This is a genomic window from Leptolyngbya sp. FACHB-8, from assembly GCF_014695575.1.
GTDB lineage: Bacteria > Cyanobacteriota > Cyanobacteriia > Elainellales > Elainellaceae > Vacuolonema.
In genome coordinates, this window is record NZ_JACJOO010000031.1 from 46,475 (window position 1) to 68,007 (window position 21,533).

General features: G+C 52.3%; 14 protein-coding genes and 1 pseudogene. 5 read left to right on the forward strand and 10 right to left on the reverse strand.

Annotated elements, in window-relative coordinates:
- Position 1 precedes the first annotated feature (1 nt).
- On the forward strand, positions 2-1,096 hold the full coding sequence (locus H6F91_RS06410; protein ID WP_190770281.1) for a HAMP domain-containing sensor histidine kinase: 1,095 nt from the start codon (positions 2-4) through the stop codon (positions 1,094-1,096).
- Between the two features lie 81 nt (positions 1,097-1,177).
- Here H6F91_RS06410 and H6F91_RS06415 read toward each other — a convergent pair whose 3' ends face one another.
- Positions 1,178-2,689 carry a UDP-N-acetylmuramoyl-L-alanyl-D-glutamate--2,6-diaminopimelate ligase gene (locus H6F91_RS06415; RefSeq protein WP_190770280.1) on the reverse strand — a complete coding sequence of 504 codons (1,512 nt, stop codon included), beginning with the start codon at positions 2,687-2,689 and terminating at the stop codon, positions 1,178-1,180.
- A 351-nt stretch (positions 2,690-3,040) separates the two neighbouring features.
- Between H6F91_RS06415 and H6F91_RS06420 the strand changes: the two genes are divergently transcribed.
- Positions 3,041-4,702, forward strand: coding sequence for an ATP-binding protein (locus H6F91_RS06420; protein WP_199307666.1), 1,662 nt, complete (start codon positions 3,041-3,043; stop codon positions 4,700-4,702).
- Positions 4,703-4,997: 295 nt separating this feature from the next.
- Here the strand turns inward: H6F91_RS06420 and H6F91_RS06425 are convergent, their stop codons facing one another.
- Positions 4,998-5,288, reverse strand: coding sequence for a TMEM165/GDT1 family protein (locus tag H6F91_RS06425; RefSeq protein ID WP_190770279.1), 291 nt, complete (start codon positions 5,286-5,288; stop codon positions 4,998-5,000).
- Positions 5,289-5,347: 59 nt separating this feature from the next.
- The gene (locus tag H6F91_RS28535) at positions 5,348-5,776 is read right to left on the reverse strand and encodes a TMEM165/GDT1 family protein (protein WP_190770288.1); all 429 of its coding nucleotides are present in this window, start codon (positions 5,774-5,776) and stop codon (positions 5,348-5,350) included.
- A gap of 44 nt (positions 5,777-5,820) precedes the next feature.
- Between H6F91_RS28535 and H6F91_RS06435 the strand changes: the two genes are divergently transcribed.
- Positions 5,821-6,540: a bifunctional 4-hydroxy-2-oxoglutarate aldolase/2-dehydro-3-deoxy-phosphogluconate aldolase gene (locus tag H6F91_RS06435; protein ID WP_199307667.1), complete on the forward strand. Its 720-nt coding sequence runs from the start codon at positions 5,821-5,823 to the stop codon at positions 6,538-6,540.
- 220 nt (positions 6,541-6,760) lie between these two features.
- On the opposite strand, the gene H6F91_RS06440 is transcribed toward H6F91_RS06435, so the two are convergent.
- Together H6F91_RS06440 and H6F91_RS06445 are read right to left on the reverse strand one after the other, a co-directional pair.
- Entirely contained in the window at positions 6,761-9,271 is a 2,511-nt protein-coding gene (locus tag H6F91_RS06440; RefSeq protein ID WP_190773267.1) for a CHAT domain-containing protein, read from the reverse strand.
- A 71-nt stretch (positions 9,272-9,342) separates the two neighbouring features.
- Positions 9,343-13,248, reverse strand: a complete 3,906-nt coding sequence (locus H6F91_RS06445) for a filamentous hemagglutinin N-terminal domain-containing protein (protein ID WP_190773266.1) — start codon at positions 13,246-13,248, stop codon at positions 9,343-9,345.
- A gap of 751 nt (positions 13,249-13,999) precedes the next feature.
- Between H6F91_RS06445 and H6F91_RS06450 the strand changes: the two genes are divergently transcribed.
- Complete coding sequence (locus H6F91_RS06450; RefSeq protein WP_190773265.1) at positions 14,000-14,314, forward strand: carbon dioxide-concentrating mechanism protein CcmK; 315 nt, start codon at positions 14,000-14,002, stop codon at positions 14,312-14,314.
- Between the two features lie 114 nt (positions 14,315-14,428).
- On the opposite strand, the gene H6F91_RS06455 is transcribed toward H6F91_RS06450, so the two are convergent.
- Positions 14,429-14,644, reverse strand: coding sequence for a hypothetical protein (locus H6F91_RS06455; protein ID WP_190773264.1), 216 nt, complete (start codon positions 14,642-14,644; stop codon positions 14,429-14,431).
- Between the two features lie 574 nt (positions 14,645-15,218).
- On the opposite strand from H6F91_RS06455, the gene H6F91_RS06460 reads away from it, so the two are divergent.
- Positions 15,219-15,851, forward strand: coding sequence for a hypothetical protein (locus H6F91_RS06460; protein ID WP_190773263.1), 633 nt, complete (start codon positions 15,219-15,221; stop codon positions 15,849-15,851).
- Positions 15,852-15,981: 130 nt separating this feature from the next.
- Here the strand turns inward: H6F91_RS06460 and H6F91_RS06465 are convergent, their stop codons facing one another.
- The 4 genes and pseudogenes from H6F91_RS06465 to H6F91_RS06480 form a co-directional block, all read right to left on the reverse strand.
- Complete coding sequence (locus H6F91_RS06465; protein WP_190773262.1) at positions 15,982-17,919, reverse strand: primary-amine oxidase; 1,938 nt, start codon at positions 17,917-17,919, stop codon at positions 15,982-15,984.
- A 511-nt stretch (positions 17,920-18,430) separates the two neighbouring features.
- A complete protein-coding gene (locus H6F91_RS06470) occupies positions 18,431-19,489 on the reverse strand; it encodes an Ig-like domain-containing protein (protein WP_190773261.1) in 1,059 nt (352 codons plus the stop codon).
- Between the two features lie 314 nt (positions 19,490-19,803).
- Positions 19,804-21,006: a GUN4 domain-containing protein gene (locus tag H6F91_RS06475; protein ID WP_190789260.1), complete on the reverse strand. Its 1,203-nt coding sequence runs from the start codon at positions 21,004-21,006 to the stop codon at positions 19,804-19,806.
- A gap of 333 nt (positions 21,007-21,339) precedes the next feature.
- A pseudogene (locus H6F91_RS06480) lies at positions 21,340-21,533 on the reverse strand (IS630 family transposase); the annotation flags it as partial.

Below are 21,533 nucleotides of genomic sequence, written 5' to 3' on the forward strand. Positions count from 1 at the left end.
AATGTCCAAGTTAGCTCTGGGTTCCCGGCTGTTTCTGTCCCACCTGCTGGTTACACTGCTGGGAACCCTTACGCTGGTAGTGATCAGCAAAATTTCATCTCCCCGGTACTTTATCCTGTACCTTGAGCGAATTCAGGGACGGGAGATTGTCGTGGGGCCATTTCGCCGAGACCTGATACAGGGGTTTCAGTATGCCTGGAACCGGGGAGCCTTCTGGTCTGTGGTGGTAGGTGCCAGCACAGCAGGCATTTTGAGTTATCTAGTTTCAAAGCGGATTGTGCAACCGCTGATCCAAATGGAGGAAATCACCAAGAAGTTTGCGGCTGGAAACTTACAAGAGCGACTGCCTTCTCAAGAAATTCCTGAGCTCGATCAGCTTGCCAGCAGTTTTAACCGTATGGCGGCGGGGTTGCAGGGGGTCGAGCAGCGGCGGCGAGATCTCGTCACGGATTTGAGCCACGAACTGCGTACTCCCCTGACCGTTATTGAAGGCTATTTGGAAGGCATGGGCGACGGTACTCTGGAGGCATCGCCGGAGCTATACCAGCTCCTATCGAAGGAAACGAACCGGATGCGGCGGCTGGTCAATGACTTACAGGAGTTATCCAAAATTGAGGCAGGCTACCTCCCCATCGACTCTCAGCCCACGGCCCTCTACCCCATCTTGCAGTCTGTCGTGCAGCGCTTTTCGGATCAACTGGTAGAGAATGAAAAGCTTACCCTACATCTGGATGAGCCGCTGGATTTGCCCCTCGTCCGGGGAGACATGGTTCGCATTGAACAGATTCTGGTCAACTTGATCAGCAATGCCATGCGCTACACTCCGCAGGGAACAATTCACGTAACCGCCTGGGAAGAAGGCGATCGCGTCTGGACAGCTATCAGTGATACTGGTATCGGTATTGCCCCCGAAGATCTCCCTCACATTTTTGAACGGTTTTGGCGATCAGATCGATCGCGCGATCGCAACTCTGGCGGTACCGGCGTCGGCCTCGCCATTTGCCGCCGTCTGGTGGAATTGCAGAACGGCACCATTGAGGTAGAAAGCCAGTTAGGAAGGGGAAGCGTGTTTCGGTTTTCGTTGCCCATGGCTTGAGGACGGGCTGAAAGTTTTTTTAACAAAAGGAGTGGGGCGGCGTGTTGCGCCGCCCCACTCCTTTTCTCCCAAAGTTCTCTCTTAGGCCGTTACCGCAAACCGCTCCTCTAGTGCTACACGCGCCTGCTCCCGATCGTCGAAGTGGACCTTTTCGGTGCCAAGGATCTGGTAGTCCTCGTGCCCTTTGCCTGCGATCAGAACGCCATCCCCAGGCTTCGCCTCTAAAATAGCGGTGCGAATGGCCTGGGCGCGATCGCCCAACACCAGCGGGTTAGTTCCCTCGGGAATCCCAGCCACAATGTCATCCAGGATGCGCTGAGGATCTTCAGTACGGGGGTTGTCGGAGGTGACAATGGCCCAGTCTGACAAGCGAGCGGCGATGCTGCCCATTTGAGGGCGTTTAGTGCGATCGCGATCGCCCCCGCATCCAAACACGCAGATCATCCGCCCTTTAATGAAAGGTCGGGATGCCTTAAGTAAGTTTTCCAGACTATCAGGGGTGTGGGCATAATCCACAATCACACTAATATCTTGATTGGGTTGCACTTGCACCTGTTCTACTCGACCGGGTACGCCGGAGAACCGGGGCAGCGCCGCTACGATGGTTTCCACATCCACTCCCAGGTGCAGAGCAGCTCCCACTGCCGCTAACAGGTTTGCCAGGTTGAACTGCCCCACCAGCGGAGACTTAAAGGAGGCGTTGCCCACAGGAGTATGGAGAATGCCACTCACACCATCGGGTTCATAAACCAGGTCGCTCGTCCACAGATCGGCAGTACTGTCTTGGGTGCTATAGGTCCAGACGCGACCGACCTCTAAACTGGAGGCAATACGCTTTCCGTAGGCATCATCCAAATTGATAATCGCCCGTCCCGCTAAATATTGCGGACTGAAGAGCAAGGCTTTGGCCTGGAAGTAATCTTCTAAATCCTTGTGGTAATCGAGGTGATCCTGCGTCAGGTTGGTGAACACCCCCACTTCAAACGTACAGTCGCTCACGCGTCCCTGAGCTAAAGCATGGGAACTGACTTCCATGACCGCCATCTGGCTACCGGCCTGGGCTGCTTCTGAAAGTTGCTCCTGCAACTCCAGGGCAAAGGGAGTCGTATGAACCGCAGTTTTTTGATAACCCGGCCAGCGTGCGTAGAGAGTACCCAGTAGAGCGACAGGTTTCTGAGCCTGTTGCAGGAAGAATTCGATCAGGTGAGTCGTGGTGGTTTTACCATTGGTACCCGTCACGCCGACTAGCTGCATCTTGCGGCTGGGGTAATCGTAGAAGGCGGCGGAGACAGCCGCGCAGGCGATCGCCATATCTGGCACTGCAATCACCAACGCATTGGGAAACTCACTACTGCTGGGAGGCTTGTTTTGCAGCGCTGAGGGGGAGACGAGGGCGGCGATCGCTCCCGATTCCACGGCACTGACCCAAAACTCGCCGCCATCCACCCGCGTTCCCGGCATCCCAATGAACAGACTTCCCGGTTTGCAGGCATGGGAGTTGGTACAAAGACCTGTCACTTCCTGGTCAAGGGCTGGATGCTCTGGCAGTCCAGACATGTCCGACAGGGTGGCCAGTAGTTCCTTCAGTTTCATGTCAGAATCTCCTCACAACTGCTGCCCCTATTGTGAATGATCCCCACCCCTATTTTTCTGTTTTCCTTTTGACAACCTGAGGCAAGTTATCTTACAAAATTGTCGTTGAAGCAGACCCTGACCCTTCTCTAGCGTAAGTTTAGGCTGATGTTAGCGCTATTCCGCCATAGAGGATCACCTTTTATCTTTCAAGGGAATAAATAATTAACGTCTCATTGAGTAACGCTATAAAATAGCTGGGTGAAATTTCAAATCTGTGTTGGTTACTGTGGGTGGAAGGGGCGCGAAGCATTCCTTCCACAATAACCAACCACCCATCGAAAACAGCACCAGAAATGCAGGGAGTATCACGTGAAAAACGGAGTTTTGACTGATCTCTTTGAACAGGGTGGAGAAATGGGGGCTCGGATCAAAGCCTTTGACTGGGCCTCGACCTCGATAGGGCCTATTGAAACCTGGTCCCAAAGCCTTCAGGTCACATTACAGGTTTTGCTGTTGTCCAAGTTTCCCATGCAGATTCTGTGGGGGCCAGACTACATTCATTTCTACAACGATGCCTATATTTCTATTGCAGGCAGCAAGCACCCTAAAGCCCTCGGGCAAGCGGGAAGCGAGTGCTGGAAAGAAGTTTGGGACGTAGTTGGCCCGATGTTGAATCAGGTCGTCGCCACAGGAAAGGCTACCTGGTCGGAGGATTTGCCCCTCCAATTGGAGCGCTTTGGACAGCCTGAAATCGGCTATTTCACCTTCTCCTATACGCCCATCTGGGAGGAATCGGGCCGAGTGGGAGGCATTTTTATTGCCGTCAATGAAACAACGCAGAAGATTATCAGTGAGCGCCGAGAACGGGAGCTCAGACTGGAAACCCAAGCAGCAAAAGAGGAAGCAGAGCAAGCCAATCACTTAAAAGATAGGTTTCTGGCGGTGCTGGCCCATGAGTTGCGATCGCCCCTTAATTCAATTCTGGGATGGAGTAAATTGCTACTCTTGCAAAAACTGGATGCAGAGGTAACCCAACGAGCATTAGAAACCATTGAACGCAATGCCAAATTACAGGCACAGATGATCGATGATCTACTCGATACGTCTCGGATCTTGCGGGATAAACTCACTTTAAATATTGTTCCAACACCTCTAATTCCCATTATTGAAGATGCCATGGAGACAGTTCATTCCATGGCAAAATCAAAGTCAATTCAATTAATTACACAGTTTGAGAATACTCCACACTATGCCTTGGGTGATGCGAACCGCTTAAAGCAGGTGGTCTGGAATTTGTTGTCGAATGCCATTAAGTTCTCCCCGATTGGAGGCAAAATTATTATTCAACTCAATTATTTTGATGTCTTTGCCCAGATCCAGGTGATTGATGACGGTCGGGGTATTTCCGCCGATTTTCTGCCTCATGTGTTTGAGCATTTTGAACAGGCGGATAGCACGACAACACGTACCTATGGCGGCCTGGGTTTAGGATTGGCGATCGCTAAACAAATCGTTGATAAACATGAGGGCCGCATTCACGCTGCCAGCTATGGAGAAGGCCAAGGGGCAACCTTTACGGTGCAAATTCCCCTAGCGGCCACGCCATCCATGCCAGTTTCTACGAACCTTCCTACAAACGAGGACAGACTGGACAACATTCATGTCCTGGTGGTGGACGATGATGCCGACAACCGCGAGATGATTACCTTTGCCCTGGAGATGTATGGTGCCAGGGTAACCACATCCTCCTCAGCATCGGATGCTCTCGACACGCTGTCCCAATGCAAACCCGACGTTCTGCTCAGCGATATTGGCATGTCTGAGATGGATGGCTACACTTTAATGCAGCACATTCGAAAAGTAACGCAAACCAGTCAAATTCCCGCGATCGCCCTTACCGCTTACATCAGCGAAGCCGATCGCCAACAAGCCCTGGCTGCAGGCTTTCAGGAACACATGCCGAAACCATTAGAGCCAGCGCTACTCGTCGAAACCATTCTGAAACTGGTGAAAGGCTATACTCCCGTTTAGCCTGCATGATTCACCAAAAGATTCCAGCAATTCTCAGTATGGGTTTCAAAGCTGAGAGTTCGTGCCCGACGGGCACGAACTCTCAGCTTTGAAACCCGAAAATAGCCCGCCTTCGGCGGGCTATTTTCGGGTTGGATATCAAAATGAGAATTGCTGAAAAGATTCTCATGTGCTGAAAATTTTGTAATGACACTGCATGCAGCGTCATTACAAAATTTTCAGCACATGAGGGACAAACTCAACGCACTCTTTATAGCCCTGGCATAGCTTCTGATGGCGTAACTCATGGTCAAAACTACGCAGCTTCTGTATCGTCTTCGCGACTGAGGAGTAGTTTGAACGCCATGATAATAAAACCGATGGCGGCGATCGCCTTCACCCATCGTTCTGGCAGGAGTGTGCCAACCCCTTCTCCTAATAAAACCCCCAGAAAACTTGCCAGTACCAGCGCCAGAGAAGCCCCCAAAAATACCGCCCGGATGGATTTACAACTACTGCCAAGGGCGATCGCGGCCAACTGGCTTTTATCTCCTAACTCAGAAATAAAAACCGTTACAAAGGTCAAACCCAATAATTGTAAATTCACCGCTCCAGGCTCCAGGAGAAAGAGGTTTAAGACAGGAAGGAAACAAGGGTAAAATTCTGTCAGCCCTGGCTCACATCCCACAACAACAAGGCCGCGATACCCAGCAGTAAGACCGCAGCGGATTTCTCCAAAACCTTTGGGGAAATCCGAGAGGAAAGCCAACGCCCTAGCAGCACGCCACATAAGCTCGTTGCCACGAGCGCCACTGCCGCACCCAAAAACACCGTCCATGGAGAACCTGACTCGGCGCTCATGAGCAGCACGGTCAGTTGGGTTTTATCTCCCACCTCGGCCAGAAAAATAGTGAAGAATGTAGAGAGGAAAATTTGCAGCTCGGCCTGCCAGGTGAGGCAATTTTGAGGTTCTACTGTGGCCGGAGTCTCGGAAAGAGTTTCGTCCGGGGTGACCGCTAGGGAAGGAGCAGGAGTCACCGAAGTTAGAGCGTCTGAAGCCAAGGTTGGGGAGTTGGAAGTAAGTGTCACTGGCAGCCTGGCGGACTAATTTTTCATATTCTTTTCATTATCCTGTGGAAATGTCTGGAACGCAATCCCAAATTTCATCCTTAATGTCCATTGACTGGTTATCGCAACTGCGCCAAGAGCGGGCGATCGCCGTTATCCGTTCTCCTGAGTTCGCTCTGGGCTTTCAAATGGCCCAAGCCGTTGCGGCCGGCGGCATGGGGCTGATTGAAATTACCTGGAATAGCGATCGTCCGGCCCATCTCATTGCTCACCTGCGAGAAACTTTACCCCACTGCACCATTGGTGCCGGAACATTGATGACCGAAAGCCAGGTAGAGGAAGCGATCGCCGCCGGAGCCCAGTTTCTCTTTACCCCGCACACAAACCCTCGTCTTATCGAAACAGCTGATCGAGCCCATGTGCCAATGGTGCCCGGTACTCTAACCCCCACAGAAATTGTGACGGCATGGCAAGCTGGGGCTTCGGCAGTGAAGGTATTTCCAATCCAATCGGTAGGTGGAGCGAATTACCTGCGCTGCTTGCAGGGGCCGATAGGTCAGATTCCCATGATTCCGACAGGGGGTGTGACACTGGAGAATACGCGCACCTTTTTAGAGGCAGGAGCGATCGCCGTAGGCCTTTCCGGGCAATTGTTTCCACAGCAGGCGATCGCCACAGGAGATTGGTCGCAAATTACTGATCTGGCTCAAACCCTGCGCCAACGAATTCACAGCTTCTTGATAGGAGCCAATGGACACTCGCCTATACATAGCGGAATGGATAAAGCATAAGGGCGGCTTCAAACCTACTGAGCCACACTATCCCTCTAGTTCTTGAGCATTATGGGTATGCTTCGGTACGCCCAAAACGCTCGTTTGCGATCTAACGCCCTTAGGAGATTTCTGAGAAACAATATCCCCATTATTTGGAAAAAAGGCGCGGCGAAGCCGCGCCTTTTTTCCAAATAATGGGGAAGTTCTTATCTGGAAATCTCCTTAACCCGAACTCAGATTATTGAGCCTCACCAATCAATGTGAAGGCGGCCCAGTCAAATGGGTGATTATATTCGTTTTTGGCATCCAGCATAGCTTGTCGTAGGGCCTGGGCTTTACCCTGCCCCTGGCGCAGGTTCTCGTAAAAGTGGGTCATGACAAAGGCTGTGGAGGTATCAGACACGGCCCACAGGGAAACGATGATGCTGGCGGCACCTGCCGAGATAAAGGAGCGGGATAAACCAATCACCCCATCCCCCGTAATTTCGCCGCGACCCGTGTTACAGGCACTTAACACCACCAGATCGGCATTTAGACGCAGGCTGAGAATTTCGGCGGTGGTTAGAAGCCCATCGGTTTCAGCAGAGGAAAGTGGCGGTGAACCAAGGGCGGGCCTTTCTTCAGAAGGAGCTAATGCGATCGCCCCCGGCATATCACGCCCCCTTCCCTGCTGAGCCTGACCATAGTTCAACAGACCGTGAGTTGCCAGGTGAATAATGCGGGCTGTAGGCATGCGATCGCGTACAGTTACCTCTGTGGCTTGTTCACCCAAAAGAGCAGGCACATTGAGCAATCGGGCGATGTCTCGGGCTTCCTGCTCAGAACCGGGCAGAGGAGCCAGAGGCTGGGGTGGATCACCGGGTTTAGACGATATTGCGGGCATCGTTGGGTTACCCACCAACAGCACCGAGGCGAGTGCATCACCGCTTGTTCTCGTCTCACGATGGCCCTGCTGAGCCTGGGCCAATCCAATGACCTGAATGGAGGGGGCTGTGAGCAAGGTGTGGCGTTCAATTAAATAACGACCGTCAGTGTCCTGAAGCGCAGCAAAAGGCACCAAAAACAACGCATCCTGCGGAATGATGATGACAGGAGCGGTGGGTTCCGCAGGCAGGAGATCCTCGATGGGGGCAATCAAGTGTTCATGCAGTTGTTGCAACTTGGGCCAATCGAAGCTAGTTGCACTGGCACCATCGCGCTCCTCGCCGCGCACCCCCAAAGCACGGCGGCTACTAGCAACCAGATTACTCAGGGAGCTACTCGAGCGGTTTTGATCCCAGAGAGGTTGTAAATCGACACGACGAAAAGCGATCGCCCCCGATGGTGGCACCACCCAAATTAATAACTCTGCCTCCCGCCCCCGCTGCCGCCCCTGAAACCGAAATGCATCATCTGCCACGATCGCATACTCCACCAGTGTGGCGTTCTGACGCTGGGCGATCGCTCGCATCTCCTCCACCGTAGGCGGTGGCAGCACATCGGACGGGAAGCCAGGATTGCTGCGACGTGTTAATAGTTCTGCAAAGGCTCGCGCCCGCCCCCGCTCCGATACCTCCAATGCGGCCTCGTAGCGCTCCCGAGCCACGAGAATTTGCTGCAACAGGTTGTAGCTGAATATCTGACTATCAAACAGGGCGATATTATCCAGATCCGACAGACCAGGGCGCAAGGACTCGAGATGGGCGATCGCCTGCCGCAGCAACTCCTCTGCTTCTCGATACTGGCCCTGGTTAAACAGAGTATGGCCGAGATTATTCTGTACGGTTGCCTCTAGGCGCGGATCGCCCAGGGTTCGTGCAATGACCAGGCTCTCCCGCTGTAAAGCGATCGCCCCCTCCAGATCCTCTCGCTCCTCCTGCACCATCCCCAGACTGCCCAAGCCCATCGCCTCCAGGGAGCGATCGCCTACCTCCTGCGCCAGGGTTAAACTCTGACGATAATAAACCTCTGCGCGATCCAGATCGCTCTTCGCATGGTAAGCCGACGCCATATTGAGGAGTAGGTGTGCCTGAGCCTGGTGATAGCGGGTTGGTTCGGGTTGGCTACCCAGAGCTTCGAGCCGCACCAGACTTTGCTGGTACTGGGCGATCGCCTCGTCATAGTCGCCCTCATTGGCATAGAGCACCCCCAGATTGCTGAGCGTCTCCGCTTCGCCCACCGCATCATTCTGCGCTTGCACAATAGCCAGTGCCTGCTGATGAGCTTGAATTGCGGCATTGTAATCCCCCACAGCCGCATAGGCATTGCCTAGATTGCCCCACACGCGACCCGTTGCAGATTGGTAAGCGTCTCCGAGGGATTGCATGAGATGGAGAGCTTGCTCCTGCACGGTTACCGCTCGGGCGTATTGTCCGACTTCGCGGTAAGCTACGCCTAAATTGCTGAGTACCTGAGCCTGAGCTAAGCGATCTGCCTCAGGCAAAGGTGCGGATTCTGCCTCGACTCGGCTCAGAAATTGCTCCAAGTGAGCGATCGCCTGCCCATAATCCTCCAGATTTAAATAGGCAGAACCCAGGGCACTGAGGGTAGAGCGCTCTCCCGCACGATCCTGGGCTTGCTGATAGAGGGTGAGGGCTTGTTGCCAGGGGGCGATCGCCGCCTCCACCTGCTGATCTTGATAAAGCCGGTAGCCCTGCCAAAATAGCTCCAAGGCCTGCTCCGATAAGGACGGAGAAGTGGTAGGTGCTGATTCCACAGCCAGGGTTACTGGCAGGTTCAGGGCAACTAGCGGTGTCCCTATTCCGCTCAAACATAGACCCAAAAGCAAGCAGCTGAGGAATTTGACCAAGCGACTCAAGCGCGATCGGTGCATAAGGGGTATCAAGGAGAATCAGAGGTGTTCGGCTCTGCTGCCCCCGGAGGAATTGCCAGTTGAGGGACAACTCCCGGCTCAATCCGTAGCACTGGCTCCTCATCAGATCGGGTTGTACAGGGTGAAGCTGCGGTTTCGCTGCTGCGGAGGGCGATCGTTTCCGGGGTGTTGGGAGTCAGCCCTGGGTTTACAGGGCAAGTTTCTGTACTGCTCTCGTCGTTCTCCAACTGAGCTGTAGTCACGTTGTTGCCTGAAGCCCCTGACCCACCATCACCATTGCCACCACTGCCAACACCACCGGGGCCGCCACCAGGACTGCCGCCAGGACCACCACCGGGGCCACCGCCAGGACCACCACCAGGACCACCACCGGGGCCACCGCCATTATCGGGAGGAATCGGCGCAAAAGTGTTGTTCTGCAATGAGCCGTAGAGGTTGACATTCGTGCCGGCTCCTACGGCGATCGCCCCCACTGTACCGCTGGCATTATTCACAACATTGCTCGGCACCAAGCCGTAGGTGTTGTTGAGACGAAGGTTGAAGGGATTGTTGGGGTCGAAAGTCGCGAAGGTATTTGCGGCATCCTCTGGCACCAAAGTAGGATTAGCCGTTGTCGTCAGTGGCCCCGTTGAAAAAGACTCCCCAGCACCGATGACAGTAATCCGTCCGGGTCGTCCTTCCACAGTAAATTGATTGTCCACCAGGGTAGAGGCTCCCGCCCCACCATAACGAATCACAACCGGGGCATTAAACCCACTGCTGGTCACGACACTACTACTGGGACGAGTCAAGATACTTACGGGAAACAGTGTGTTATCTGTCCTGGTTGGGTCAAACGTGCCATTTGAGGAGCCAGGGCGAATGCTAATAAACTCGGCAACGTTGTTTGGATCAGCAAACAAACTGGCAGGTACTCCCTGGCTGATCAAGTAGTTGATGAGTTGGGTATTGCCGCGTAAGGGCACAAAGGTCTCCAGCAAACCTGCTCCATAGCCTAAAGCCCGAAATGCCCCCGCCGCTGTGACATCGACACCACCTGCCCCCGCATCAATAGCCCCTACAGTAATGTCACCACCTGAGGTGAGCCGCACTTGCCCAAAATCTAGCGAGTCTCCTGAAATATTGGTATTCAGGTTCCCTGTCGTGATGTTGCCACCAGCATTTAAACGAATACCCTCACCACCTAAAATGTCGCCCGTCTGTATAGAACCACGGGCTGAGAGAACCACCCGTCCATCAAACCCAACGGTGACATTGCCCACAGTCAAATTGCCGCCAGAGGCCGTCGTTGGAGTAAACGTTGTGCCCCCAAGGGCCGTTGGAGCCCCCAGGTTAGCCGGATTACTTAATTGCGTTACCCCTGCCCGCAAAACCACAGACCCTGTGGTGCTCAGCAGAGCAACTTCTGGGTCAGTTCCGGTCAGGGCTGTATTTGGCCCCGTAATGTCAATATTGCCGCCCTGGATGCTGCCCAGAGCCTCTACCCAAAGCGAAACGCCACTGTAATTCCCAAACGTCACGTTGCCACTAGCACTGATGACGCTGCTAGCATTTTGGTTTGTGGTGGTAAAGGCACGGGGATTACCCAGAGCATCCAGCACTGCGAAATCACTCCCGGCCCCGAACCGTCCATTCGCCGTAATCGCATTGTTGCTGATTAATGTGATATCCCCATTACTGCGGAAGACAGAACCTGTATTCGTCAAAGCATTCAGGCTAATGCCACCACCACCCCGCAAGGTCATGTTATTACCCGCTTCAAACACAATCGCATCTGCAGCAGAATCAAGGATTTGTAGAGTTCCTGTTTGAGCGGTAACTTGCAAATTGCGAGCTGCGATCAGGGAGTTGGCCGAGATGGCATTGTTGCGAATACCAAGGTTAGTTTGAGACTGGAGAGTGAGATCCTGGCGCGATCGCACCGTTGAATCATTCAAATTCATCGTGACAGCCTGCACCGCCACGTTACCTGCATCCACAAAACTCTCGGTAAGAACAAAATTTTGCACCTGGGCATTCAGGTTACCCCGGGTGTTGATAGTGGCATTTTGAATATTAAAGTTCTGCCCTGTTAATTGAAGAGATCCAGTAAGCGAAGGGAAAAAGCCATCCAGTTGTGTTGTTCCATTACTCAGGAAGGACACATCACGCCCAAAGATTTGAATATCTAAGGGGTTTGCGCTGCCAACAGTATCGTTAAAGGCAACGGTATCTGCACTCACAGACAACCGCCGAAATCCCACCGGGCGTTCCACTGTGCCATTAAAGGTAACAGTTCCTCCAGTAGACGACCCAACCCCTAATTGGGCCGAAGATGCACTTCCTACGGTGACATCACCATTGAAGGTCAAATTACCACCGTTGAGCGTGATTGCCTCATCCAACAAAATATCGGGTGCTGTGAGGGTGAGGTCAGACACCAATGTATTGGCAGAAGCGTTAATGGCGCTGGTGATATCAATGTTATTGCTGGCGGTAATGATGACATTGCCTGTGTTCAGCAACTGAGCAACCCGATCCGCTGTGATGAAAAAGGTGCCACCCGGATCACCCGCAAGAATTTGTCCGTCATCCAGTTGGGCATCGTCAGTCCCTACGGCTCCAATGATGACGCTGGCTGGATCGAGCAGCAGGGTGCCCATCGTTCCGGCTGGGGCACTCACATCCACGGTCCCATCAAAGCTCAACCCGTTGCGACCGGAAACTTCTGCAAAGCCGCCGTTACCAGCTGCTAAGCCACCGCGTGCGGTCAGGGTGCCATTAAACTGGGTACCGTTTTCAGACCAGAGAATAACTCTCCCGCCATCTCCTGTGGTAAGAGCATCGGCAGCGATCGCCGTCCCCCCATCCACTACAGTTTGACTGGCAGCAGGCAAAGTTGCTTGCCCCTGGTAATCACCACCGATGCGAACCGTGCCACCACCGCCCTCTCCACTGGCGTTCACCGTGGCTCCGATGAGGGAAACGCGATCGCCTACCACGGTAATCTCAGAATTCGCAGCCGTCTGGGGTGAAGCTGTTGTAAGGGAGCCCGAAATGGTGGTGCTGCCCGGAGTAGTGGCAATAGTTCCAGACCCACCTAATCGCACAGTTCCATCGGCATCCACCGTCAGCGCGGTAGCGTTCGCTAAATTCCCACCGGTCAACAATTCCGGCAACGTAGCCGGGGTCAAAGCGACCGGGTTCGATCCTCCAGATAGCGGCTCAAACTCAACACTCAGTAAGCTGCCAACCTGGCTCAGCCGCACCAGATTTTCCCCTGGTACCGCTGCCACAGTAATCGTGCCGCCTGGAGCCTCTAACGTACCAGTGTTAACAACCGTGCCGCCGATCAAGGTAAGGCTTTGACCTTCATCAACGGATAGAGTTCCTAAATTGGCGATCGCCCCCGGTTGCCCCAACTCAAACGCAAAGCTTGACGGTGTCCCGACCAGCGCATCATAGCCATTCGTGCCTACCGCACTAAACCAACCATCATCAAACCCAATGCCGGTAGCCGTCGTTGCTGTAAAAGAACCGGCTAAATCCAGGCGGGCATTGGGGCCAAATACAATCCCTGCGGGATTCATCAAGTACAGGTTGGCATTGCTATTACTGACGCGCACCAACCCATCAATAACGGAGGCATCCCCACCCGTTACCCGTCCCAAGATATTCTCAATCTGCGGGTTGGCGAGGAAGTTGGCAATTTCGTCGGGGCTCAGACCCAGGCGTTCAAAGCTGTGAAAGAGGTTTTGGCGATCGCTCGACAATGTCCCCCCATCAATGTCATAGCGGCTTCCATCCTGAGTTACCTGTGTTCCTGTTCCGTCCTGAGCTGGGGCGATCGACTGCGCCCATCCTGCCGCAGCCGTCCAACACCACGAGAGCGTCACGGCAGGAACTAACCACCAGAGGCGAGAGAAGGCAGACATGGCGATGACCTCAGGATGAAGCGGTGGAATGGAATCGATGCGATGTACTTCGGATGGCCACTATGCAAAACGGTGCATGGAGGGGGCGATTCCCCAGGGGAGGCGATCGCCCAACAATCCTCAAGGAGATACAAGCTCTCCGAGTATAATTCCGCTGGCAAATAAATTCATGATTACGTAACGATACTCAAATACTTATGACAGAGCTTTCCTGAGGGATCACCCCAAACACTTTAGGGACGGCTATGGCTAGCTACTGAAACGTACTTTGTAGAATCCGTCAAGGAACGGCAACGGCTGGGTGCTTTAACGTGGGATGTGTTTCGCCAGTCGTTGTATCAAAATGACTGGGCGTTGTTTCACCAGACCCATCACTTTTGGCAGATTATTGCAAGACAAGGTCAGAAAGACCTCTCTCGCCCCCATATCCTGGCCAAACAGGGGTACACTTAATGTTTAGATACACTTTTGAGAAATCAAGATTTATTTGACACCGTATCCTGAACTTTATTCATAGCGTTGTGCAACGGAGTTGAGTGCGAAAGGCTTGGTGTTTGGTTCTTACAGCTCCTACCCTCGGACTCTACTAAGGCGCACAGCACTTCATAAAACAGGCAACAAAAGATACCGGATCGATGTGGGTCAGATAGCACATTAACCCATCGGGTAGATCCTGTTCAAATTAAATCAGCGACGGATAATTGGGTGTCTATTAACCCTCAATACAACCAAAAAGGTTAGACGTATCTTTATGTCAATTGCTGTTGGAATGATTGAAACCCTGGGTTTCCCGGCGGTTGTTGAAGCGGCGGACGCCATGGTGAAAGCGGCGCAGGTCACCTTAGTCGGCTACGAAAAAATTGGCAGTGGCCGGGTCACCGTTATCGTTCGGGGCAATGTTTCCGAAGTTCAGGCTTCCCTCGCTGCCGGAATGGAGTCGGTCAAGCGGGTTAACGGCGGTCAAGTGCTGTCAACCCATATCATTGCCCGTCCCAATGAAAACCTGGAGTATGTGCTACCGATTCGCTACACCGAAGCGGTTACCCAGTTTAGAGCTGTCATGTAAAGCTTTAAAGAAAGAAAAGTGAGCGGTGCTTAGCACCGCTCACTTTTCTTTTGGTATTGCTGAATGGAGGGTGAAACCTGGGTTTCACCCTCCATTCAGCAACGTTTTTTGGATTTATTCTGCAACAAACTGTGATCGGTGCAAGACAACTTCCCCATGGTCGGGAATCCACGCTACCCAGCGATCGCCCTCTTCTTCGCACAGCAGCAGCGCCTCATCATGGCTGAAGGGAGTGAGGCGATCGCGCAACTGCACCCAGCAGTTGGCCTGAGGAATGAACCCACCAGAAGCATTGGACTGTGAGTTAAAGGAGAGCGTTGCTGAATCCATAAAAAATTTCCTCTGTTTCTGTAGCTTATGATACAGAATTTTTGATTGATTAGAAAGGGTTGTCTTGGAAATTAACAAAACTGATTCAACAGCACATGCCTCGAAGGAATGCATCCATCGCAGTGCTTGTGGGCGATCTACCGGTTGTAGGAATTTCCCCTCCAGTGAGGCGTTACAGGGTGCATCCCACTTTTGTAAGTGAGGCGGGCTAAGCCCGCCTCACTTACAAAAGTGGGTTTCCAAATCTGCAAAAGTGGGATGCACCCGGCGTTACACACCCCGATGTTCCGAGAGGCTGTTTAAGCAGTTAGGAGGTTTCTGCATAAGAATTTACCCAGAATGTTGGTGCTTTGCCCGCTTCGCGGGCAAAGCACCAACATTCTGGGGGTAATTTCATTACTGGAAATCTCCTTAATCTTTTATGTGCATAGGGCATAAAAGATTAACTGCTTAAATAGCCTTTAAGCTTAATCCTGTAAAAAGTTTGATTTGATGAGGCGATCGCGTCTGGAATTGTAGATCGCGTCAGTGTTTTTAAAGGTTGTTTTACCTGGGCGCTCGTTGGAAGTAGCACATGTCACGCTTTCTTAGTTTTTTCCTATTAGGTCTTTTTATTGTTATTGGTCTATCTTTTGTTCTATCTATTTTGGATGTTAGCCCCAGTGTAAATTACGCCGTATGTGTATACACAGCCGCCAGTCTTTTGACCTGGCTTCCAATAGTGTCATGGTTAGAGCCTGGGATAAGAGAGACAGGCTCTCTTATCCTGAAGATTGGTCGTTCATTATCAAATTACTGGTTCTTGTCCTGTGGGTTGATTTTTGCTGTTGCTAGCCTGGCTTTATCAATTTTTTTTATTTATGAACACTTCGGTGGCTCTCCTAACTTTGTAGTTACATCAGATGACTGGTCACCTTTAATTCTTTATTGGAATATATCCATTCTCTACATCCTGATTGGATGCAGCAATGTGCTTGTATACGAAAATGGAATGTACTTTATGTTTAACTTATTGAAGTGGCAAGAGATCGATTCTTACCATTGGGATGCGGCACGACCCAACATTCTAGTGTTAAATCATAAACGGCCTTCTAAATTTATCTTTGGTTCTATTTCAAAAATTGATATACCAGAAAAACACAAATTGTTCCTAGACGACGTGCTATCCACAAAATTAGGAACATCAAGCGCTAACTCACGGGACTGACGCATATCTGTTGTGAGTGGGTTGCTAAGCAACCCACTCACAACACACCTGTACTACAGCTAGCAAACTTGCATAAGTCCTGTACATTGTAGGGTTGATTTTTCGTGCGCTAGGCGCACGAAAAATCAACCTATTTGTGACAATGCTCACCGTTGTAGGCACTAGTCGGTGGCACATCTAATGCCGGATTTGCATTGAAGAAACCCACAGGCTTAATCATAAAACCCGAGTAAGCGGTCGGCATAATTGGCCAATCTTCAGGGCGGGTAATGTGATGATGGCCGAAGACGTACCACATCACTACGTCTGTCTCCTCAATGGAGCGGTTAGCCTGTGTCCACTTGGGTAGACCCTCACCACCCGCATGTTGGTTGGGGTAGTTGCCAGCAGGATGCTTTTCTGCATCGTCGTAAGGGGTAACCCAGAGATGTTGGGCCATGAACCCAGCTCGCTTCAGAATAGGAGAGTCTGGATGGGCGAAGGGGAGAACATTTTCGCCGGGAATAAGCTTGAAACCAACGGGTTGATCGAGCCGATTTTTGACGGAGGGGTTCACAATCTTCCAGTAACGAGCTTTGAGGGGGTCAATGATGCGCTTCGCCTCCTGCTCGGTTTTGAGGGGAGTGGAGGTTGCAAAGAAAGCATTGCCCATAGGGTTGTCTGGCCCCGGAGGTGCAGACTCGGAGTTGACTTCGTAAACCGTGTTGGGGCAACCATCGATGTCAAAATCGAGGCGCATACAGAAAATGTGTTGATGGTTTAAACCGTTTAACTCGGGCGCAACGACGGTGCCATATTTCTGGAAATCCATTAATGCACCGCACAGTAGAATTCCTGTTAGCTTGACTTCGTATTGAATGGTTCCATCCTGATAGAAATACCAGAAGAAACCATATTCGTAGTTATCCACTGTGGCGATGAACGAGAGGACAAGACGGCGCGATCGCCTCACCTCCACGCTCTCCCGCCGCCAGTCGGTATGCTTCCACAAGATGCCGTAGTCCTCTTCGTGCATACACACGGCATTCTCGGTGATGGAGACATTGCCTCGGCTATCCGTCAGCACGCCATCAAAGTAGTAAATCTCGCCCAGGCAATCGCAACCCAGTTTGAGGGAGTTCGCCAGAATCCCAATGCCATGTTCGCCAATATCAAAGGCATTTTTGCGATAGTGCTGAATGCGTGGGTCGCCATAGGGCACCACCATTTCCGCCATAGATGCGCGATAAAGAATAGGCCGCAACCGTCCCTCATCCTCATAGCCCACCTGATAGAGCACCAATCCTTCACGCGGATTAAAACCAATGCGTAAATCCCACTTTTGCCAGCGGATGTGGTGCCCCTCAACCTCAAAGCTGGGGCCTTCCGGCTGGGTAATGTGCAACGGCTTGATGTCCTTCCGCATGTCGGGCATGAAGCGGGCTTCGTACTCACCTGGATCAGGAGGTACCGGCACAACTCCATGGTCTTCAATGCGAATTACCTCCATCGTGTTGAGATTCACCATGGGAATCAGGCCATCGATGGGGCGAGAGTAGAAGTTACCCTCAGGATTGGCCCGCAGATAACAGATGCAGCGGGAAATGCGAATCCCCACCTCGTCCTCAAAGCCAAAATTGCCCGGTGCCCAGGGGTCAACCACCACCAGATCCAAATCGGTAATACCGCGTTTTTCCAGTGCCGCAAGAAACTCAGGGTGCTGTTTAACCGCAGCTTCGCACTCCACTAGCTCATCGGGCATGATGTTGGGCTGCACGTCTGGGATGCCAGTCCAACGGGTAACAGTGCCCTGGTTGAGAGAGACGATCGCCTCATAGGTCTTCCCAGTCGCATTGTCGAGCAGAATCAGAAATGCTTCCCGCTCAAAGAGATCGCCCGGTTGATAGCCCAACATGAAAGCTTTAGCAGGCTCCCGCAAAGTGACACAGGGAAAACGGTAGGTGTTGCCCACACGTTTCTCCTGACGGACGATGGCAACGGCCCGTTCAATTTCGGCAGGGCTCAGAGGCTCCAGTGGGTGCAGAGCGGGAGCTGTGATGCTGGGCGAGGATTCGCGAGTAATGGTCATACTATCGTGAGTATTGGTTTCAGAGCTGTTGGGGTTGCTCGGCGATGTCGAGATAACCAGCGATCGCCTACTTACCTTTGAGGATTTTGGGAGGCGATCGCCAATACAGCAGTTTCTACGCTAGCGAATTCTGAAAAGCTTCTGGGTGCTCATTGCAACAAAGCACTCTGGCAAATCCCAAGGAAGTTTGAGGCAATCAATCCTACCTGATGTCGAAGATGTCATAATTTGGCTTTCGCCCGAAAACCGCCAAATTCTTTGCCCCTTTGATGCCTTGTGGTCTAAGGAGATTTCCAGTAATGAAATTACCCCCAGAATGTTGGTGCTTTGCCCGCTTCGCGGGCAAAGCACCAACATTCTGGGTAAATTCTTATGCAGAAACCTCCTAACTATTTGGCTTAAAAAATTGTTCGAGAATTACGGCAAGGCTGAAATGCAAACATGAAGGGTTAATGCGGCGTGCAATGCACGCCGCATTAACCCTTCACAAATCCATTAGTGAACTGAACTATTAGCGTTGCGACAAGGTAATCCGAGTTTCAGAGCTAGTTTCGTTACCCTGACGGGCGGTTGCTCTGACCGTGTAACGCACGCCTGGCACTGGGAGACGGGGAGGAGACACCTCCAGTTGGAATTGGCCATTGCGATCGGCCTGGACTTCCTCGTCAACCAACGTCTGTTCCACCACATTCACCCCTAGCACAGAAACCCGGTAGGTCACTTGGATATCGACAGTGGCATTAGGCCGAGTTTGCCCAACGAGGGTAAACCTACCATTACCTACCTCTTGACCGTCCCTATGACTGGTAAACCGGGGACGTAGCTCTCCCTGAGTTGGAGACGGCGTGGGTTGAGGGGAAGGAGAAGGGGAAGGTGTAGGTGTGGGTGTAGGTTGGGTTGCAACACCAAATTGGAAAGGTTGGGGAGCCGCTGCATAGGTGGACTGGCCCTGTCGCTGGAGGCGAGCAACAACAACTCCTTCCTGAACGCGATCGCTCTGTCCAACTGGCAGAGTAGCGGTATAAACCCCAGAAGAGGTTTCCTGCGCCCTCAACTCCCGAATGGTGCGTCCATCCTGCACTAACAGCACAGAGGCTTGAGCCCCCGGCGTACCATTAATGGTGACGCGGAAGGTAGAACCGGAAGCCTGGGAGCCAGCGTTAGCCGAATGGGTGACGGATGTAATCTGAGCGGTGGGTTGGGCTGCCTGAGTGGTGAAAGACCAGCTGGTAGTTTGGCGATCGCCATTCACGTTGCGGTAATCGACCTGAACCCGTACCAGTTGCCCAGCAGGGAGGGGTTGAGCAGGACGATAGGTAAAGAAACCACGGGTAATGGTACTTTGTCCCGTCACATCCTGGCCGTTGACCAGAATCCGGACGGAACCCGGATCGACAGCGGGACCATTACCCGCATCGAATTCCCCGGAAATGGAGGTGTTGGAAGGCACATTCTGGCCATTGACAGCCGGTTCTACATCTACAAGTCGCTGAGCAAGGGCAAATTGGGGCAGAACGACAGGAGATAGCACGACTCCAAGGGCAGCAACGGAAGCCAATAGGGTTTTCATATTACGGTGTAGTGGAACACTTCTATCTGAGTTCCATTGAATCGTTTTGGCCCTAAAGGTTCCACAAGCTGGGGGTAGATCTATCGATAGTCAGATGGGTTGATTGGCGATCGCCTCAAACGGCCAAATTCTTCGTCACTTTTAAGGGGAGCGGCATACTCATATCTGGCATCCAAAACCTAATGCTGTGACGTCCACCTCGTAGGCATCACAGCATTTGGGGTTTTATGTTTAATTGAGTTGGGCTACTGGGTGGCTTGTGATCTAATCGTTTCCAGCCTTGTCAACAGATCTTCCCTCACGTTGCCACAATTTTATTCCTCAGTTTTCGCTTCGTTGCACAAACAGGTATCCAGCCGCTCAAAGAGAGCAGGAATGTATTCGTAGTAGCGATCGCTCACCAAATACATCGCATCCGTCGTGCAACTGCCGCATCCGGTCGCTGTTTCCGCCAGCAAGCTTTCCAGACGACTGGCAGAGATACCCCCCCAGGGAAATTGCCCATCCACAGGTTCAGAGACGTTCATCGTAGTATCCAAATTCCAGGAGCTACCGACCAGAACAAAGCCAAAAGGATTGTCTTCGCCCCAGGGGGTGTCCCGTCGCCAGCCAACCGCCTGACCGAAACGATCAACCCGTTCCCGTGGGTCAGTGGTTTGGGCCGAAACGGTTTCCCAGATGCGTTGCTGAGCTCGTAATCCCAGCCGCCCCTGACTGGCTGCTGACCACAACTGGTCAATGGTCCGTACGTTCTCGCAGGGGAGATTGGCCAGGAATCCGGAACTGCCATAGTAGAGGTCACCCTGGCGATCGCGTTGCCAGATACGGGATAGGATGGCACGGGTTTCCAGGTCAGCCCGCTGCCAATCTTGCGCCGCCAGGTGTTGCTGAAGGTGGCTGTAATCTATTTGGGTGGTTCCCGTCGCACCGGGCACCAGGTCAAACACAAAGCTTTGCAGCAAGCCCTGGAAGACCTCGCGGGTGTCATCCTCAGGCCCGATATAGTCTGCACGAATGCGGATTACGTAACGGCCATCGGGCGAGGAGAACACAACATTATCCGATTCGTATAAGCCGGTTGCGCTGTAGGCCAAACCTTCCTGACCTGCAACGGAGATGGGGCGATCGCCCTCCTCACTCAGTTCTCCTTTCCAATCTCGCAGGGGCAAACCCTGGGGATTTTCAAACACGCGAATGCGAACAATGGGAGGATTTTCCGTCTGATTTCCACGATTGTAAAAATCCCCTAAATTCCAGATTTCCAGATGTTGCACTGGAACTGGCGCAGTGGACTGCTCTTCACTGGGCACCACGGTGAAGCCCTTTGGCATGACAAAGCGAAACCCATACTCGCTGAAATAAAAGACATCGCGATTGACATCAGGCGCGTCGGGATTGGGAGTGGTGGTTTCAGCCGCGATCGCCTCCCGTTCTGGAAAGCGCATCTCCAGCACTCCCAATCCCAAAATCCCTAACCCTAACGTAACCAATCCTCCAACCACAGCCGCACGTTTCATATCAACTGACCATTGACAACTATGACTACCTGGGATGACTCCCCATTTATTCAGCGAATTTCCGGAAAGTCTTAACCAGTAAGTCTGCTGTCACATTTGTTGGTCGAATTTTTGTGAAAAAAGCAATGGTGTATGGTTTTTAGCTCATTAGTTCGGACAGTTTTTCTGAAACTCTTGGTTTTGCGTGCGCTTCGCGCACGCAAAACCAAGAGTTTCAGAAAAACTGTCCAGAGTATTGTAGCTATCAACCTTTAAAAATTTGAAACCCGCTTTTGTGAGTGAGGAGGCTTTGTCCCCTTCACTTACAAAAGTGGAATACATCCTAGTGGTGTGTCAAGGTTGAAATGAGGGGTAAAGCCGTTTGAGTTCAATCCGCGCATCATCGGTCGTAAATTGCCAATCGATGGTTCGCAATTGGGTATTTCTACGCTCCTCCCAAGCCAGGATTTCTCGTTGTAAAGCTTCTTCATCGGCAATGCGGCGATCTAAACATTGCCGAGCTAGAACACTGAGTTCGGTTTCGGCCA

Excerpts from the sequence above, each read along its gene's own strand:
- H6F91_RS06410 (WP_190770281.1), top strand. The coding sequence starts at position 2 with ATGTCCAAGTTAGCTCTGGGTTCCCGGCTGTTTCTGTCCCACCTGCTG.
- H6F91_RS06460 (WP_190773263.1), top strand. The coding sequence starts at position 15,219 with ATGTCACGCTTTCTTAGTTTTTTCCTATTAGGTCTTTTTATTGTTATT.
- H6F91_RS06465 (WP_190773262.1), bottom strand. The coding sequence starts at position 17,919 with ATGACCATTACTCGCGAATCCTCGCCCAGCATCACAGCTCCCGCTCTG.
- H6F91_RS06455 (WP_190773264.1), bottom strand. The coding sequence starts at position 14,644 with ATGGATTCAGCAACGCTCTCCTTTAACTCACAGTCCAATGCTTCTGGT.
- H6F91_RS06445 (WP_190773266.1), bottom strand. The coding sequence starts at position 13,248 with ATGTCTGCCTTCTCTCGCCTCTGGTGGTTAGTTCCTGCCGTGACGCTC.
- H6F91_RS06435 (WP_199307667.1), top strand. The coding sequence starts at position 5,821 with ATGTCTGGAACGCAATCCCAAATTTCATCCTTAATGTCCATTGACTGG.
- H6F91_RS06450 (WP_190773265.1), top strand. The coding sequence starts at position 14,000 with ATGTCAATTGCTGTTGGAATGATTGAAACCCTGGGTTTCCCGGCGGTT.
- H6F91_RS06415 (WP_190770280.1), bottom strand. The coding sequence starts at position 2,689 with ATGAAACTGAAGGAACTACTGGCCACCCTGTCGGACATGTCTGGACTG.
- H6F91_RS06470 (WP_190773261.1), bottom strand. The coding sequence starts at position 19,489 with ATGAAAACCCTATTGGCTTCCGTTGCTGCCCTTGGAGTCGTGCTATCT.
- H6F91_RS06475 (WP_190789260.1), bottom strand. The coding sequence starts at position 21,006 with ATGAAACGTGCGGCTGTGGTTGGAGGATTGGTTACGTTAGGGTTAGGG.